The sequence below is a fragment of the Sivoneniella epilithica UHCC 1019 genome (assembly GCF_040830845.1).
Classification (GTDB): Bacteria; Cyanobacteriota; Cyanobacteriia; order Leptolyngbyales; family Leptolyngbyaceae; genus ULC077BIN1.
Genome location: NZ_JBFPDP010000027.1, coordinates 1 through 13,457 on the forward strand (window position 1 = coordinate 1; position 13,457 = coordinate 13,457).

Genomic DNA, 13,457 nt, shown 5'->3' on the forward strand with positions numbered 1-13,457 from the left:
TACGGATGTTAGTCGATCCACATTCCGGGCATTGCATAGGTCATTTACTCAATATCATCCCTTAATTATGCAACGCCCACTTCTTTAACTGACCGCAGCGAATTGTCAAGGAATACTTCGTTGAGAGAATCGAGCAAAGCGAAAGCTAGATCCGATTTTCGTCAAGTCGCTCTCGGAGACAATCCGCTTGTGGTACAACGTCGCGGTGGCTTCGGGTATACCATGGCAAAAAGCATCTGCCCCACGTTACGTGCCCAAACTGGAGAACATCAAGGAGTCCATTCAGACCGACCAATACTCTGTGGCGAGAAACTTGACGTGGACAGAGTGGGAGAGGCTTATGGGGTTTCCTCCAGGATGGACGGTCGTAGAGGGAGACTCCTTGGCAATGCCGTCGTCCCTACAATCAGCGAATGGATTGGAAAACGAATCTTAGAAATCGAAAGAATGGCAAATGTCAACTAACAAATCGAGAAGCTGACGGTTGAAAATTTTTAGTGGGGATACGGAAGTTACTTGCCGCCGCTTAGCTCAATCGTTAGCCAGGTACAAGTGGGTTGGTTAGCGGCAGACGTTATGACTGATTGACTTAACCCGCGATCGCCCAATTAAAAACTTTCAATTGCAAACTTTATTTGAGTGATTCAAACACCTGTCGGATTGCCTGCTGTTGCTTTGAGTCGTAGCCCCACCGTTTGAGAAAGGTTGTGTAATCTCCAGCCTGAGTATCAATGCTGGTGATCAGCGCCTGGATTTGAGCCTTAGTTTCGTCAGATTGGATTGCTTGCAGAATATACATCGATCGCGCCTTCACTCGATCTGAACCTTGCGCCAGTGTCTCATCCTGATTGCGACGATGGGCGATCGCCATTGATGTAGACATTGCCAAGTTTTTTACCATTAGCGGTGCCACGATCGCCGGAGCCGTCTTTAGTGCAGAAATTACAGCAGTAGAGGGCGGATCGGCAACTGGGCGCTCATCGCTGAGATAGGTGACAAAAAAACCACGCGCGCCATTTTCGCTAGTAACTAACGCTGTGATCGCTTGTTCGAGCGAATCATCCGCGATCGCGCCCTGCGCCATTTGATCGGTTAACGCTTGACTGAGGGCGATCGCCTGCTCAAACGTCACCTTCTCTGGAACTGTAAACCTAGACTCCACCATGATCTTTCCAAATCCTAGGTATGATAAACAAAAGCATTCGTACTAGCAAACTGTGGCGTAAACTTGGCTACCGCTGACCGAGTGCTGAGTCTATCCATCCATCTACTTCCCTAAAAATACCAGTAAGACCCCTGTGATCTAAACAGTGCTATGCCTAAAATCCGCCTTAATATCTAAACCTCTCGCCCCTCACCTCTCGCCCCTCCAATGGCAATCATTTCCTCCAATCCACAGCCTGCTGAACCCGACGATTTATCGCAACCGGGTTTGTTTGCCGATGGAATGCCCAAAAAAACACCTGGTAAACAGAGTCCGACAAACGGCAAATCGCTACCTTCTAGTGCTAAAGAACCGCTATTAGAACCGGAGGCGAAACCAGAAGAACGTAGCCAACAAGAAGAACGCCTACGTCCTCGCCGTTTATCGGAATATATTGGGCAAAAAGATTTGAAAGAAGTGCTGGATATTGCGATCCAGGCTGCCAAAGTCCGGCAGGAAACCCTGGATCATTTGCTGCTGTACGGACCGCCCGGTTTAGGAAAAACCACCCTTTCCCTAATTTTGGCAGAGGAGATGGGCGTAGGCTGCAAGATGACGACGGCTCCGGCGTTGGAGCGTCCGCGAGATATTGCGGGATTGCTGATGGGGTTACAGCCAGGGGATGTGTTGTTTATTGATGAAATTCATCGATTGCCCAAGGTGACTGAGGAAATTCTCTATGCAGCGATGGAAGATTTTCGGCTAGATGTTACGTTGGGCAAGGGATCTAGCGCTCGGACGCGATCGCTGCCCCTGAAACACTTCACCTTAGTTGGAGCGACCACCCGCGTTGGGGCGCTCACTTCCCCTTTGCGCGATCGCTTTGGGTTAATCCAGCGGCTACGCTTCTACGAACTGGATGAACTGCTGCAAATCGTGCTGCGAACGGCTGGTATTTTGAAGATGCCCGTGACCGATGAAGGCGCAACCGAAATTGCCCGACGATCGCGGGGCACACCTCGAATCGCTAACCGCTTGCTCAAACGAGTGCGAGACTATGTGCAAGTTAAAGAGTTGGGTGAATTGACAGAAGCGATCGCCGCCGAAGCCCTAGAGCGCTACAACATCGATCCGCTGGGTTTAGATTGGACTGATCGCCGACTGCTAACCGTGATGATTGAAAACTTCAACGGCGGTCCCGTTGGCTTAGAAACGATCGCCGCTGCCACTGGCGAAGATGCCCAAACCATCGAAGAAGTCTATGAACCCTATTTGCTGCAAATCGGCTACCTCAACCGCACCCCTCGCGGACGCATCGCCACCGCTGCCGCCTGGAAGCATCTCGGCTACACTCCCCCCGATTCCCAGCTTTCAATCCTTTAGACTAGAAAGGCTAGAGGCTAGAGGTCAAAAACTCAAAACTCAAAACTCAAACTCAAAACTCAAAACTCAAAACTCAAAACGTTATGATTCGCCTGTTCGCCGCTTGCCTCAGTCTGTTTGTAGTCGTTATGACTGCCTGGTCAGTACCCTCTGCATTCGCTGCGCCCCAAGATTTTTTGGCACCTCCTGCACCCTCCAGTGTGTCCTCCAGTGTGCCTTCCAAAATTGTGGAGCCTTCTGTAGTAGATTTGATGCAAGATTTGGATGCGCTTTATCAAAAGGCGCTAGATGCCACGAATCAGGGAGATTTTGCGACAGCGGAAACCTACTGGACACAAATGCTGGATCGCTTTCCTCAAAATCCTGCGGTTTGGAGCAATCGGGGCAATGCGCGGGTGAGCCAAAATAAGCTAGAGGACGCGATCGCGGACTACGATAAATCGATTGAACTGGCACCTGCTGCACCTGATCCGTACTTGAATCGGGGGGCAGCGCTGGAAGGCTTGGGTAAGTGGGATCAGGCGATCGCTGACTATAATCATGTGCTGGAGCTAGACCCGAAAGATCCGCTGGCGTTTAATAATCGCGGGAATGCAGAAGCAGGTTTGGGACAGTGGCAAGCCGCGATCGCCGACTTTAAGCAAGCCTGTGATCTCGCTCCAGACTATGCCTTTGCCCGTGCCAACTATGCCCTCGCCCTGTACCAAACCGAGCAAACCGACGAAGCAATTCGCATCATGCGAAACCTGGTACGCAAGTATCCTAAGTTTGCCGACATGCGCGCCGCCTTAACCGCCGCACTCTGGGCGCAAGGCAAACAGGGAGAAGCCGAAAGCGAATGGGTCGCCGCCGTGGGCGTAGATTCTCGCTACAAAAACATCGAATGGCTGACAAAAAATCGCCGTTGGCCACCCCAAATGATCGCCGCCATGGAAAAGTTCTTGACGCTCAAGTCTAGTTAGGACGGAGTGCAGTAAAGTATCACATAGCTTTCAAATCCTAAACTCTAGTCTATGTCTCGCTCTAGCTCCCTGCGCTACTACATTTTGACTCGCTTGCTGCTAGCTCCGCTGATGCTGTGGCTCATTGCAACCCTAGTATTTTTGCTGATGCGGGCAACACCTGGCGATCCGGTCGATGCACTGTTAGGACCACGGGCACCCCAAGCTGCCAAAGATGAACTGCGCCAGCAGCTAGGCTTGGGGCAGCCGTTATGGATGCAATATCTAGGTTATTTGGGTTCGTTGCTGCGGCTCGATTTAGGGAACTCTCTCACCACTCAGGGGCAATCCGTTTGGGGAATCATCCAAAAGTTTTTCCCGGCAACCGTGGAGTTGGCGCTCTGTAGCTTAGCGATCGCCCTGTTAGTCGGCGTTTCCGTTGGCATAAGCACCGCTTCTCGCCCCAATACATCCCTAGACTTGGGGGGCAGACTGTTTGGCATTCTCACTTACTCTATCCCCATGTTTTGGCTGGGAATGGTGCTGCAATTGATCTTTGCCGTGCAGTTGAACTGGTTTCCCTTGGGCACTCGCTTTCCGGTAACGATTTCCGCACCCGATGGACCTACAGGCTTGTACCTTTTGGACAGCTTGGTTCACGCGAATCTAAGTCAGTTTTTCACGACTCTATACTATCTGGCGTTGCCCTGCTTCACCTTGGGGATTTTGATTAGCGGCATTTTTGAACGCATCGTGCGAGTCAATTTACAGCAAACCCTCAAGGCAGACTACATCGAAGCAGCCAGAGCTAGGGGCATTCCAGAGTCTCGCATTTTAGTCTCCCACGCGCTCAAAAATGCATTGATTCCAGTGATCACCATTTTGGGCCTTACTTTTTCCGCGTTGTTAGGCGGCGCAATTCTCACAGAAGTCACTTTCTCTTGGCCTGGGCTGGCAAATCGGCTGTATCGGGCGATCGCCCAGCGCGATTATCCCACCGTCCAAGGGATCGTCGTGTTCTTCGCCGCGATCGTCGCCCTGTCCAGCATCCTCACCGATATCATCAACGCCTATATCGATCCCAGAATTCGTTACTAAGGCAAAACTCAAAACTCAAAACTTCCACCACTCCGAACTCTTCACTTCTTCGCCATCCCAATACATTAAGCAGACCTTAAGCATTGCCGTTACTTGATCCAAGGCGGCGCTATGATAGCTCTAATGCGCTTCAGGATTAAAAATTGACCAACGTTCTGTTAAAAGCTGAGCCGTTTCCCGCAAGCATTATCCGGCTGGATAACGGGTTGACGGTAATTCATCAACACACCCCTGCAATGCCTGTTGCAGCAGTAGATGTGTGGATTAAGGCGGGTTCAGTCTTAGAACCTGATGAATGGTCGGGCATGGCGCACTTTTTAGAACACATGATTTTTAAGGGCACCACAAAAATTGCCCCAGGCAGGTTTGATCGCGAAGTAGAACATCGGGGCGGCATTACCAATGCCGCAACCAGCTACGATTATGCTCACTACTTCATCACCACCGCTGCTCAACATCTTGAAGACACCTTGCCATACCTGGCAGATATTTTGTTGAATGCGGCAATTCCCGATGAGGAATTTGACCGAGAGCGGGATGTTGTTTTAGAAGAAATTCGCCAGTCCTACGACAATCCAGACTGTGTAGCCTTTCAAGTGCTTTCTGAAACGGTGTATCAACGTCATCCTTATGGCCGACCGATTTTAGGGAACGAAGAAACATTGATGGCGCGATCGCCCGATGAAATGCGCGCCTTTCACCGCACCTATTACCAACCCGAAAACTTGACCGTTGTCGTCGTGGGGGACGTGAGTCAAGATGCTGCCCTGAACTTGGTCGATCGCACCTTTCACAATTTTTCAGACCGGGCAACCTGTCCTCAGCATTTTTCTGAAGCAGAACCTCCCATCACGCAAATTCGGCGTAAAGAATTACTGATGCCCCGGATTGAGCAAGCACGGCTGATGATGGCATGGCTAGGACCCGGCATGGATTCATCCGTCCAAAGTTTGGATGACCAGGTGAATGCTGCCTATGGGCTAGATCTTCTATCGGTGCTGTTGGCAGAAGGGCGCACCTCTCGGCTGATATGGGAACTGCGAGAACAACGCAACTTAGTGCAGGCGATTAGCAGTGGATTTTCTGTGCAGCGAGAATCTGGCTTGTTTACAATTACTGCATGGCTGGAGGCAGAAAATTTAGCACGGGTAGAAGCAATCATTTGCGATCGCCTCTCAGAATTGGCATCCGTTCCGATCCCGGAAGCGGAACTCGATCGCTGCAAACGCCTCCTCTGCAATGACTATGCCTTTTCTACCGAAACTCCTAGTCAACTCGCCGGACTTTACGGTTACTACAGCATGATTGTCCATCCCGAAATTGTTTGCACCTACCCTCAGCGAATTCAAGCGCTTCAGCCCGCAGACCTGCAACGCCTAGCTGCCCAATATTTGTCTCCCTATCATTACGCAGTCACCCTTGTAAAACCGATGTCATAGGCTGCAATCAAAGATAGGCTTGGGCGATGGAGGCGTTGCTGAATATCCATCAGCCGATCGCATACTCACTTCCTCCAAAGGCACCATTCTAAGCTTGCGGCTCCCACGTTTGATTTTATAACCGGAACATTTAGCCCTTATCTAAAGGAATTTTCTGTGATAGTTCGCACAACCGCTGCTCAACCTGCTTCCCTGATCCATCGCACCGTTTTAAGTAATGGAATTGTGGTGCTAGTTGCTGAGAATCCCACTGCCGATATTATTGCGGCGCGTTTTTTTCTGCGGGCAGGGAGTCGCTGGGAGCAACCCAACCAAGCTGGACTCTCCCATTTAATTTCTGCCGTGCTGACGAAAGGAACCCAAACGCTCTCTTCCTTAGAAATTGCTGAACAGGTGGAATCGGTGGGTGCCAGTTTGGGAACTGATGCGACTACAGACTACTTTTTACTCAGCTTGAAAGCCGTTTCAGCCGACTTTAAGGAAATGCTGATTTTGGCGGGAGAGTTGCTGCGATCGCCCACCTTTCCTCAGAAAGAACTGGAACTAGAGCGCCGCTTAACCCTACAGGCAATTCGTTCTCAGCAAGAGCAGCCGTTCACCGTTGCCTATGACCAACTCCGACGCAGCATGTATGGAGATCATCCCTATGCTTTATCCGGCTTAGGCACCGAAGAAACCGTTTCTCAACTCAACCAAACCGATTTATTGGCTCATCACCATACTTTTTTTCGCCCCGATAACCTGATCATCAGCGTGTCAGGTCGCATTCAGCCAGAAGTTGCCGTTTCCCTAATTGAATCCGTCCTAGGCGATTGGCGCAGCCCCGATCAACCACTGCCAATCCTCAGTTCTCCACCCATTTTAGGAAACCCCATCTATCAAACAACCGCGCAAGACACGCAACAATCGATCTTAATGTTGGGCTACCGCGCCCCTGCTGTCATTAGTCCATCATCGCCAACCGTTTCTCAAGGCTCCCCTTCTCCCTCTCATCCCGATTATGCGGCACTCAAGTTGCTGAACACCCACCTAGGCAATGGACTATCCAGTCGGCTGTTTGTAGAACTGCGGGAAAAACGCGGCTTAGCTTACGAAGTGTCTGCGTTCTACACTACGCGGCTAGAGACTGCCCAATTTGTCGCGTATATGGGAACGGCAGCGGAAAATACTGAGATCGGATTAGACGGGTTGCGATCGGAAATTGACCGATTGGGGGTCATCCCCCTCTCGGCAGACGAGTTACAAGCCGCTAAAAATAAGATGTTAGGACAATATGCATTAGGAAAACAAACCAATGCACAGATTGCCCAAACGTTTGGCTGGTACGAAACCTTGGGTTTAGGCATTGAGTTTGATCAGACTTTTCAGCAACAAATCGCCAATATTACGGCAGAGCAGGCTCAAGGAGTTGCTCTGCACTACCTTATGAAGCCTTATATTTCCGTGGTAGGACCTGCTAGTGCAGTTAGCAAACTGGCTAGTAGTCCCTAAATTGATAAAAGTCGTTAAATATACTGGCTCAAGAACAGCGAATCTTTTGCGAAAAGCCTAGAAATCACCGAATACTTTCTTGAGTCAAGCAAGTTAGGCTGATTTAAGTCAGGGAGTCTCTACTACACAGGCAATCTGAGCCAGCATGAAATGGGAGGCACCAAGCGATGGAAAATAGATTCAGATACGTTGATGAAGACTACGACCGAGTCCCTGGTGTTCCCCTAGATGACTCTGCTAATTCTAATTTTTTACGAGACACTCTGATTCCGACGAGCGATAGGCAGTCTATTGTCGGCAAATCGGCTGAAGGCGAGACTTTTCAACCGACTGAGACTTCCCAAAACATGGCAAATCGGCTTTTAGGCTTAGGAAGCGAAAATTATCAGGCTGGACAATACGAAGCCGCGTTGGATCTTTTTAAGCAAGCCTACTCCCTCTATCATGCGACTCAGGATGATTTGGGGCAGGGACGATCGCTGGGCAATATTGGTTTAACGTTCTATAGCCTAAAGCATTACAGTAAGGCGATCGAATATTCACAGTCTGCCTTGGTTTTGGCTCACTATACCTGCGATCGCCCCAGTGCCGTTGTTGTGTTGAGTACCCTTGGTAATGCCTATCGTCATCTCAAAGACCCTGCTAAGGCAATTGAGTATCAGCTTCAAAGTCTGGCATTAGCAAAAGAGGTGAGCGATCGCTCTGGTGAAATGGCAGCCCTGAATAATTTAGGATTGGCATACAAAGCGGTCAGCCAATATGAGCAAGCAATTTCTTATGAAAAGCAAAGTCTGATCATTGCCCGTGAACTGGGGGCGCAGCCAATAGAAGAGCAAATTCTCAAAAATCTAGGGAATGCTTGCTATGCATTAGGAGATTATGCAGGCGCGATCGACTATTATCAACAGCGATTAGCCCTAGCAAGGTTGTTATGCGATAGCCGTATGGAAGCCCAAATCTTGAGGAATTTGGGGAATGCCTATTATGCAATGGAAGACTATCCCCGCTCGATTAAGTGCGGCGAACAGCGATTGGATGCGACCCGCAAACTGGATGATTTGCGGGGCAAAGAACAAGCTTTAGGAAGTATTGGGGTTGCTTATGACGCATTAGGAGACTATCTCAGTGCCATCCGCTACTATGAACAACGCCTTGAAATCGCTCGGTTGATGAATGATCTTCGGGTTGAAGAGCAGGTATTAGGCAATCTCAAAGTGGCTTGTTTCGCGATCGGTGACTATATCAGAGCGGCAGATTATGCATCTCAACGGCAGAATCTTTCGCGCAAGTAAGCAATAACGAAGTGAATAACCTCAACGCTTAAAAGTCGCTATTGTAGCGATCGCCCCACGCCCCAAACGCCGATCGCCCCTCCACTCCACCGATCATCATCCTCAATGCTGGATTTGCAAAGAGGGCGATCATCAAGTTGTCTTAGAAGAGACCCAGCTTATTCAGTTTTCCATTCACTTTCAGGAATGTTAGCGGTGATTAGGATGCTGCGAAGAGTGCCGATGGGTAAATCACGACCTTTGTGATAGGGCACAATCACCTGAATCTCTTGGTCAGAGTTTCGCCATTTGCGATGACTACCTTTCTGAGAAATCAATTCAAATTCGTAGTTTTTCAGAATGCGCTCAACTTCGTCAGCGTTCATGCGTCGGAGGCGACTCATCCCACCACGACCTCTCGAATAATTGCGCCAGAGAGTAGCTTCATTGGGGTCGGTTCAATGTAGAGGGCGATCGCGTCTTGAATATTTCTGAGGGCTTCGTCTTCGGTTTCTCCGGCTGAGGTGCAACCGGGTAGTTCTGGACACCAGACTGCCCAGTCTCCTGTTTCTGGATCAGGCTCAAGAATGACACGCCACTTCATCAATCATTCCTCTGAAACGATTATGTTTGTTCTATCACTGTAACTGAAGCGGTGATTAGACTGGCGATCCTAGGGGTGAGCAATCGCACTCCCTGGTCATTATCAACGAAAGTAGGAGGGCGATCGCTCTAGAGAATCGTCAGATAAGTATCAAACGATTCTGATGGCAATACTTTCAAGGCTTGATTCTGTAAATCCAACTCCAACCCCAATGCCTCTAGGGGAATCACTCCAATCAAGGGATTGCGACCTCCCGGTAACTCTAAACATTCAAAAGTGCCTTCCCGCCCACATAGAGAAATCTTTGCATCCTGAAACATTCGTGCTGTACTCAAGCCTGTGGCTGTGGATACATCCACTTCTTTGAGTAAATCCAGTCCAAGTTGAGCGATCGCATCTTTGGGTAAACATAGAGTGGTTGCGCCTGTATCAACTAAGACTTTCTGCAAAGTGATTGATCGAATTTGGTCTGTTGAAATAAACCCTCGCCTCGTGCGGCGGCTGATTCGTCTGCACGGTTCGTAATCGTTAATGTTGTTAGAGCTTTACCCACTGTGTTCTCAGAAGTAGTGACCATGCCGTAATCTCCCGGATTAGTGTATCTCAATTATGGCAAAGGTATAGCGGGGTCAAAGGGACGATCGCAGATGACATTGGGTGAAAACAGCGATCGCCCCTACCCTTCACATCGCCCCTTCCCAAAAAAGCGATCGCTCCTCCCCAAAAGTAGATCGCCCTCTCCCAAACAAAACGAGATCGCCCCTCTCCCATAGATCTCATCTCCCCAAAAGAAAATCGCCCTCAATGCTGGGTTTATCGTACTAGCTCTTGCAGAGCCGCTACGCGAACGTACAGGCTACGCCAACGGGGTTGAGGGTAGTGGAGTGCGATCTCTAGGGTAAGAGTTCCAAATAACGTAGTTTTTTGGGTTTGATTAGACTGAAATGTCTACGATCTAGCGTGAGAATTCGCTGAATTTGATAACGTTCTGCTACAGCAATTAGGCTGGCATCGACTAATCCAAGGGGAACGTCATTGTATTGCGTCATTCTTTCTACTGCCTGCTGAATATCTTCAAGCTCAATGTTCAGGTAAGTAAAGCAGCCTGCAATGAGATCCTCTAAGAATGCCCTAGCAACTGGTTCACCAAGATACTTGCTGACTAAATAGTCAACTTCTGGTAGAACGGTGGATGGGATCAGAATAGTTGCAGTTTGGATAATTTGAATAGCTGCGGTGTGATGTCGATCATCTCGATCAAGAAGAGCAATGATGCCGCTTGTATCAGCTAGGATAGCTTACTCTCTTGCCATAGGAGTTCTTCATCCCTTTCTGATAAATTGTCTACTCCACTTAAATTGTCTACTCCACTTGAACCCATACTAATGCTGCGGGGAAGCGATCGCGTTTGGCGAATGAGGTATTGTTCGATTGCTTCTTGGATCAGTTCTATTTGCGATCGCCCAGTGGCTTGAGCGAGTTGACTCAACAAATGATTAATCTGTTCTGGAAGTTGAACGGTTGTTTGTTTCATAGTTCGCACCGCTGCACAGAATTCCTCCCAAAGTAACATGATCTTTGGCACCGCTGTACTTGAAAAAGCCGATCGCCCCCTCCCAAAAACGCGATCGCCCCTCTTCCAAAGCCGATTGCCCCTCTCCCAAAGCCGATCGCCCTTCCCCAAAAGAAAATCGCCCTCAATGCTGGGTTTATAAAGGAGGAAGTCGAAATCATCTTGGTTGCGTATCAAAGCCTGCTTGCGTAAAGTGATGATCAAAGGTGAGAGCAGTAATAATTTTCATTTGCTCCATGACCTTAAAAGAAATGCAATCTGTTAACGAGTAAGTTTTGTCTGGGCGTTGCTTGAGATATTCCCAGCCTTCCTGAAAGAGATCACGCTCAACCTGAACGAGTTGAACGGAAGGACTGGTTAGTAACTGTGTGCCGATCTCAAGTGCTTTGGTGTGCCGATCGCGGCTTTTGAAAAATGTGATGGCTTCATCAAACACGTAAGAAGTTGTTACGAACAATGGCAACGCAAGGGTGAGCGTTTGCCAATGCTGCCGTGCTTGAGTGTGATGTTGATCGTTGCTGAGATTGAGTGCCAGGATATAGCTTGTGTCGAGAAATACAGGGAGCATTAAAGGGATCTGTACAAGTATTGGTCATGATTTTCGGAAGCATCACTCGCATCACAGTTTATTGGATTGCTGCCGAGATCTAAAATTGGATCTGTTTTGAAGATTGGTAGAAGAATAATGCGATCGCCCTGTTGCTGAATTTCTAGTTCTTCTGCACCGTTCAGAAGCTCAATAGGAATCAGGGCACCTTGTTTACTCACTCTAATTTTCATGACTTTAGGTTGAAGTTTATAGAATTGGCGATCGCCAACCAACTCGATTATATCTGGTGAGACGCGATCGCCCCTCGCCTAAAAGCGATCGCTCCTTCTCCCATAGATTGCCCCTCCCCAAAAGAAAATCGCCCTCAATGCTGGGTTTGCAAAGAGGGCGATTGGTCAGGATAGCTGAAAGACTTGGATCAACTGTGTGTTTAATTGCTGGAGGTTAGTGAATTTCCAAATGCCCCAAACGTCTGGTAATCAGGCGGCGCTCTAGAGTCACAATCCGGGCAACTCGAATTTTTGATGGCTGCTTAAGTTTAGTGGCTGCAAATTCTGGTTCTGAGGGATCAAGCAAGATCTCTCCAGTTTGGAGAGAGTCCAAGTTCTGGGAAGAGACGAAGCAAAGAGTAACGTCGTTTCCGTTGGATTCTGCCCAAAGCACGATCGCGGGTCTGAGTTTAGTTTGGCTGAGATCGGTGCAGGGAAAGGGGACGAGAACAACATCGCCTTTGCTGAGGGTCATGCGATCGCTTCTCCGTCTTCTGCGGTGTAGAGATCAGGTTCATCCTGGAGAAAATCAAATCCTCCTCCAATTGCGGCAAGCTGCATTAGGCTCTGAGTGGCGGGTTCTGATGAATCAAAAAATAGCTTTTGCTCTAGGAGCGATCGCTCTTGATCTGAAAGTGCCTGAATTGCGAGGGCTAGGGACTCTACCAGTTTGGTGTTCATACACAACAGAGTGATTTGTATCCATCATAAACCGATCGCCCCCTTCCCCCAAGAAAAGCGATCGCCCCTCCCCAAAAGCCGATCGCCCCTCCCAACAAAAAGCGATCGCCCCTACCCTTCACATCGCCCCTCTCCCAAAGAAAATCGCCCTCAATGCTGGGTTTGCAAAGAGGGCGATCGCACTTTCATCAGTTCTATTTCAAAAATAAATCAAGTTTGCTTTCCAGAATCATTTTGAACTTTCTGAACAATGTCAGGATAATTCTCCATGTCTTCAGGTGAGTTTAGGGGTGGATGTAAGATTCGTCCAGGTTGGGCACTGAGACGATCGGTGAAGGCATGAAAGGCATCTTGATCATCTCGATGCGCTAACACATAGGTACGAAGTTCTTTCTTGGTCATTGCTTGAAAGTTAGGTTTGTTCATCCTTCCATCCACCTACCATCGGGTTGAATTTCAAACTCCAGATCTTCACCTGCCAATATGTAGACGGTTGCATTACGTTGATCAAGCCGTACTAGCTGAATTGGAGTATACAGTCTGGTTAGCCAGCAGCAAAGAGTAAAGCATTGAAAAACTTGCGCTTGAGTTGGAATATCTTCGTCTCCTGAGTTGGTCTTTCTAAAGTTTATACCCATTTTAGTCTTCCTACGATCGCGGATGACATTAAGTGAAAATAGCGATCGCCCCTCCCCCAAAAGCCGATCGCTCCTCCAACCAGAAAGAGATCGCCCCTCCCAACAAAAAGCCGATCGCCCCTCTAAAACTGCCGCTTCTTTAAAGAAAAGAGATCGCCCTTTCACCCCACAGATCGCCCTCAAACAAAACGCGATCGCCCCCCTCCTAAAGAAAAGAGATCGCCCCTTTGAGTAAAGCGATCGCCCCTCACACCCAAACGCGATCGCCCTCAAACAAAACGCGATCGCCGCTCACCCTACAGATTGCCCCTCCCCAAAAGAAAATCGCCCTCAATGCTGGGTTTGCAAAGAGGGCGATCGCACTAGATTGATTCA

23 protein-coding genes are annotated in these 13,457 nt (G+C 48.9%); 9 read left to right on the forward strand and 14 right to left on the reverse strand.

The features are described from left to right. The first annotated feature begins 120 nt into the window (after positions 1 to 120). Positions 121 to 465, forward strand: a complete 345-nt coding sequence (locus AB3R30_RS16255) for a hypothetical protein (RefSeq protein ID WP_458650256.1) — start codon at positions 121 to 123, stop codon at positions 463 to 465. 166 nt (positions 466 to 631) lie between these two features. Here the strand turns inward: AB3R30_RS16255 and AB3R30_RS16260 are convergent, their stop codons facing one another. Next, a complete protein-coding gene (locus tag AB3R30_RS16260) occupies positions 632 to 1,165 on the reverse strand; it encodes a hypothetical protein (RefSeq protein ID WP_458650257.1) in 534 nt (177 codons plus the stop codon). A 207-nt stretch (positions 1,166 to 1,372) separates the two neighbouring features. Here AB3R30_RS16260 and ruvB point away from each other — a divergent pair, with 207 nt between their 5' ends. The 6 genes from ruvB (at position 1,373) to AB3R30_RS16290 (ending at position 8,788) form a co-directional block, all read left to right on the forward strand. Next, complete coding sequence (gene ruvB / locus AB3R30_RS16265; RefSeq protein ID WP_458650258.1) at positions 1,373 to 2,527, forward strand: Holliday junction branch migration DNA helicase RuvB; 1,155 nt, start codon at positions 1,373 to 1,375, stop codon at positions 2,525 to 2,527. An 83-nt stretch (positions 2,528 to 2,610) separates the two neighbouring features. Further along, positions 2,611 to 3,489, forward strand: coding sequence for a tetratricopeptide repeat protein (locus AB3R30_RS16270; RefSeq protein ID WP_458650259.1), 879 nt, complete (start codon positions 2,611 to 2,613; stop codon positions 3,487 to 3,489). A gap of 51 nt (positions 3,490 to 3,540) precedes the next feature. Next, positions 3,541 to 4,566, forward strand: a complete 1,026-nt coding sequence (locus tag AB3R30_RS16275) for an ABC transporter permease (RefSeq protein ID WP_458650260.1) — start codon at positions 3,541 to 3,543, stop codon at positions 4,564 to 4,566. 143 nt (positions 4,567 to 4,709) lie between these two features. Next, the gene (locus tag AB3R30_RS16280; protein WP_458650261.1) at positions 4,710 to 6,005 is read left to right on the forward strand and encodes a M16 family metallopeptidase; all 1,296 of its coding nucleotides are present in this window, start codon (positions 4,710 to 4,712) and stop codon (positions 6,003 to 6,005) included. Between the two features lie 156 nt (positions 6,006 to 6,161). After that, complete coding sequence (locus AB3R30_RS16285; RefSeq protein ID WP_458650262.1) at positions 6,162 to 7,496, forward strand: M16 family metallopeptidase; 1,335 nt, start codon at positions 6,162 to 6,164, stop codon at positions 7,494 to 7,496. A gap of 167 nt (positions 7,497 to 7,663) precedes the next feature. Then, complete coding sequence (locus tag AB3R30_RS16290) at positions 7,664 to 8,788, forward strand: tetratricopeptide repeat protein (protein ID WP_458650263.1); 1,125 nt, start codon at positions 7,664 to 7,666, stop codon at positions 8,786 to 8,788. 158 nt (positions 8,789 to 8,946) lie between these two features. On the opposite strand, the gene AB3R30_RS16295 is transcribed toward AB3R30_RS16290, so the two are convergent. The 13 genes from AB3R30_RS16295 to AB3R30_RS16355 all read right to left on the reverse strand — a co-directional run bounded on the left by AB3R30_RS16295 (position 8,947) and on the right by AB3R30_RS16355 (position 13,082). Then, a complete protein-coding gene (locus tag AB3R30_RS16295; protein WP_458650264.1) occupies positions 8,947 to 9,153 on the reverse strand; it encodes a type II toxin-antitoxin system HicA family toxin in 207 nt (68 codons plus the stop codon). Positions 9,154 to 9,167: 14 nt separating this feature from the next. After that, positions 9,168 to 9,371 carry a type II toxin-antitoxin system HicB family antitoxin gene (locus AB3R30_RS16300; protein ID WP_458650265.1) on the reverse strand — a complete coding sequence of 68 codons (204 nt, stop codon included), beginning with the start codon at positions 9,369 to 9,371 and terminating at the stop codon, positions 9,168 to 9,170. A gap of 128 nt (positions 9,372 to 9,499) precedes the next feature. After that, on the reverse strand, positions 9,500 to 9,820 hold the full coding sequence (locus tag AB3R30_RS16305; RefSeq protein ID WP_458650266.1) for an aspartyl protease family protein: 321 nt from the start codon (positions 9,818 to 9,820) through the stop codon (positions 9,500 to 9,502). Positions 9,821 to 9,974: 154 nt separating this feature from the next. Continuing rightward, positions 9,975 to 10,142, reverse strand: a complete 168-nt coding sequence (locus tag AB3R30_RS16310) for a hypothetical protein (protein WP_458650267.1) — start codon at positions 10,140 to 10,142, stop codon at positions 9,975 to 9,977. Positions 10,143 to 10,264: 122 nt separating this feature from the next. Beyond that, a complete protein-coding gene (locus tag AB3R30_RS16315; RefSeq protein ID WP_458650329.1) occupies positions 10,265 to 10,666 on the reverse strand; it encodes a type II toxin-antitoxin system VapC family toxin in 402 nt (133 codons plus the stop codon). Next, the gene (locus AB3R30_RS16320; RefSeq protein WP_458650268.1) at positions 10,660 to 11,148 is read right to left on the reverse strand and encodes a ribbon-helix-helix protein, CopG family; all 489 of its coding nucleotides are present in this window, start codon (positions 11,146 to 11,148) and stop codon (positions 10,660 to 10,662) included. Before AB3R30_RS16320 ends, AB3R30_RS16315 begins: the two co-directional genes overlap by 7 nt. Then, complete coding sequence (locus tag AB3R30_RS16325) at positions 11,102 to 11,512, reverse strand: type II toxin-antitoxin system VapC family toxin (protein WP_458650269.1); 411 nt, start codon at positions 11,510 to 11,512, stop codon at positions 11,102 to 11,104. Before AB3R30_RS16325 ends, AB3R30_RS16320 begins: the two co-directional genes overlap by 47 nt. Beyond that, entirely contained in the window at positions 11,512 to 11,724 is a 213-nt protein-coding gene (locus AB3R30_RS16330; RefSeq protein WP_458650270.1) for a hypothetical protein, read from the reverse strand. The genes AB3R30_RS16325 and AB3R30_RS16330 overlap by 1 nt, the downstream gene beginning before the upstream one ends. A gap of 214 nt (positions 11,725 to 11,938) precedes the next feature. Continuing rightward, the gene (locus AB3R30_RS16335) at positions 11,939 to 12,238 is read right to left on the reverse strand and encodes a type II toxin-antitoxin system PemK/MazF family toxin (protein WP_458650271.1); all 300 of its coding nucleotides are present in this window, start codon (positions 12,236 to 12,238) and stop codon (positions 11,939 to 11,941) included. Next, entirely contained in the window at positions 12,235 to 12,444 is a 210-nt protein-coding gene (locus AB3R30_RS16340; RefSeq protein ID WP_458650272.1) for a hypothetical protein, read from the reverse strand. Before AB3R30_RS16340 ends, AB3R30_RS16335 begins: the two co-directional genes overlap by 4 nt. Then, entirely contained in the window at positions 12,441 to 12,566 is a 126-nt protein-coding gene (locus AB3R30_RS16345) for a hypothetical protein (RefSeq protein WP_458650273.1), read from the reverse strand. Before AB3R30_RS16345 ends, AB3R30_RS16340 begins: the two co-directional genes overlap by 4 nt. A gap of 88 nt (positions 12,567 to 12,654) precedes the next feature. Then, entirely contained in the window at positions 12,655 to 12,870 is a 216-nt protein-coding gene (locus AB3R30_RS16350) for a DUF6887 family protein (RefSeq protein ID WP_458650274.1), read from the reverse strand. Beyond that, positions 12,867 to 13,082, reverse strand: a complete 216-nt coding sequence (locus AB3R30_RS16355) for a DUF6888 family protein (RefSeq protein WP_458650275.1) — start codon at positions 13,080 to 13,082, stop codon at positions 12,867 to 12,869. The genes AB3R30_RS16350 and AB3R30_RS16355 overlap by 4 nt, the downstream gene beginning before the upstream one ends. A gap of 22 nt (positions 13,083 to 13,104) precedes the next feature. Between AB3R30_RS16355 and AB3R30_RS16360 the strand changes: the two genes are divergently transcribed. Together AB3R30_RS16360 and AB3R30_RS16365 are read left to right on the forward strand one after the other, a co-directional pair. Then, the gene (locus AB3R30_RS16360; protein WP_458650276.1) at positions 13,105 to 13,317 is read left to right on the forward strand and encodes a hypothetical protein; all 213 of its coding nucleotides are present in this window, start codon (positions 13,105 to 13,107) and stop codon (positions 13,315 to 13,317) included. Next, a complete protein-coding gene (locus tag AB3R30_RS16365; RefSeq protein WP_458650277.1) occupies positions 13,310 to 13,453 on the forward strand; it encodes a hypothetical protein in 144 nt (47 codons plus the stop codon). The genes AB3R30_RS16360 and AB3R30_RS16365 overlap by 8 nt, the downstream gene beginning before the upstream one ends. Positions 13,454 to 13,457: the final 4 nt, after the last annotated feature.

Excerpts from the sequence above, each read along its gene's own strand:
- AB3R30_RS16270 (WP_458650259.1), top strand. The coding sequence starts at position 2,611 with ATGATTCGCCTGTTCGCCGCTTGCCTCAGTCTGTTTGTAGTCGTTATG.
- AB3R30_RS16300 (WP_458650265.1), bottom strand. The coding sequence starts at position 9,371 with ATGAAGTGGCGTGTCATTCTTGAGCCTGATCCAGAAACAGGAGACTGG.
- AB3R30_RS16310 (WP_458650267.1), bottom strand. The coding sequence starts at position 10,142 with ATGGGAGAGGGGCGATCTCGTTTTGTTTGGGAGAGGGCGATCTACTTT.
- AB3R30_RS16350 (WP_458650274.1), bottom strand. The coding sequence starts at position 12,870 with ATGAACAAACCTAACTTTCAAGCAATGACCAAGAAAGAACTTCGTACC.
- AB3R30_RS16325 (WP_458650269.1), bottom strand. The coding sequence starts at position 11,512 with ATGCTCCCTGTATTTCTCGACACAAGCTATATCCTGGCACTCAATCTC.
- ruvB (WP_458650258.1), top strand. The coding sequence starts at position 1,373 with ATGGCAATCATTTCCTCCAATCCACAGCCTGCTGAACCCGACGATTTA.
- AB3R30_RS16335 (WP_458650271.1), bottom strand. The coding sequence starts at position 12,238 with ATGACCCTCAGCAAAGGCGATGTTGTTCTCGTCCCCTTTCCCTGCACC.
- AB3R30_RS16330 (WP_458650270.1), bottom strand. The coding sequence starts at position 11,724 with ATGAAAATTAGAGTGAGTAAACAAGGTGCCCTGATTCCTATTGAGCTT.
- AB3R30_RS16295 (WP_458650264.1), bottom strand. The coding sequence starts at position 9,153 with ATGAACGCTGACGAAGTTGAGCGCATTCTGAAAAACTACGAATTTGAA.
- AB3R30_RS16360 (WP_458650276.1), top strand. The coding sequence starts at position 13,105 with ATGACATTAAGTGAAAATAGCGATCGCCCCTCCCCCAAAAGCCGATCG.
- AB3R30_RS16355 (WP_458650275.1), bottom strand. The coding sequence starts at position 13,082 with ATGGGTATAAACTTTAGAAAGACCAACTCAGGAGACGAAGATATTCCA.
- AB3R30_RS16260 (WP_458650257.1), bottom strand. The coding sequence starts at position 1,165 with ATGGTGGAGTCTAGGTTTACAGTTCCAGAGAAGGTGACGTTTGAGCAG.
- AB3R30_RS16340 (WP_458650272.1), bottom strand. The coding sequence starts at position 12,444 with ATGAACACCAAACTGGTAGAGTCCCTAGCCCTCGCAATTCAGGCACTT.
- AB3R30_RS16275 (WP_458650260.1), top strand. The coding sequence starts at position 3,541 with ATGTCTCGCTCTAGCTCCCTGCGCTACTACATTTTGACTCGCTTGCTG.
- AB3R30_RS16290 (WP_458650263.1), top strand. The coding sequence starts at position 7,664 with ATGGAAAATAGATTCAGATACGTTGATGAAGACTACGACCGAGTCCCT.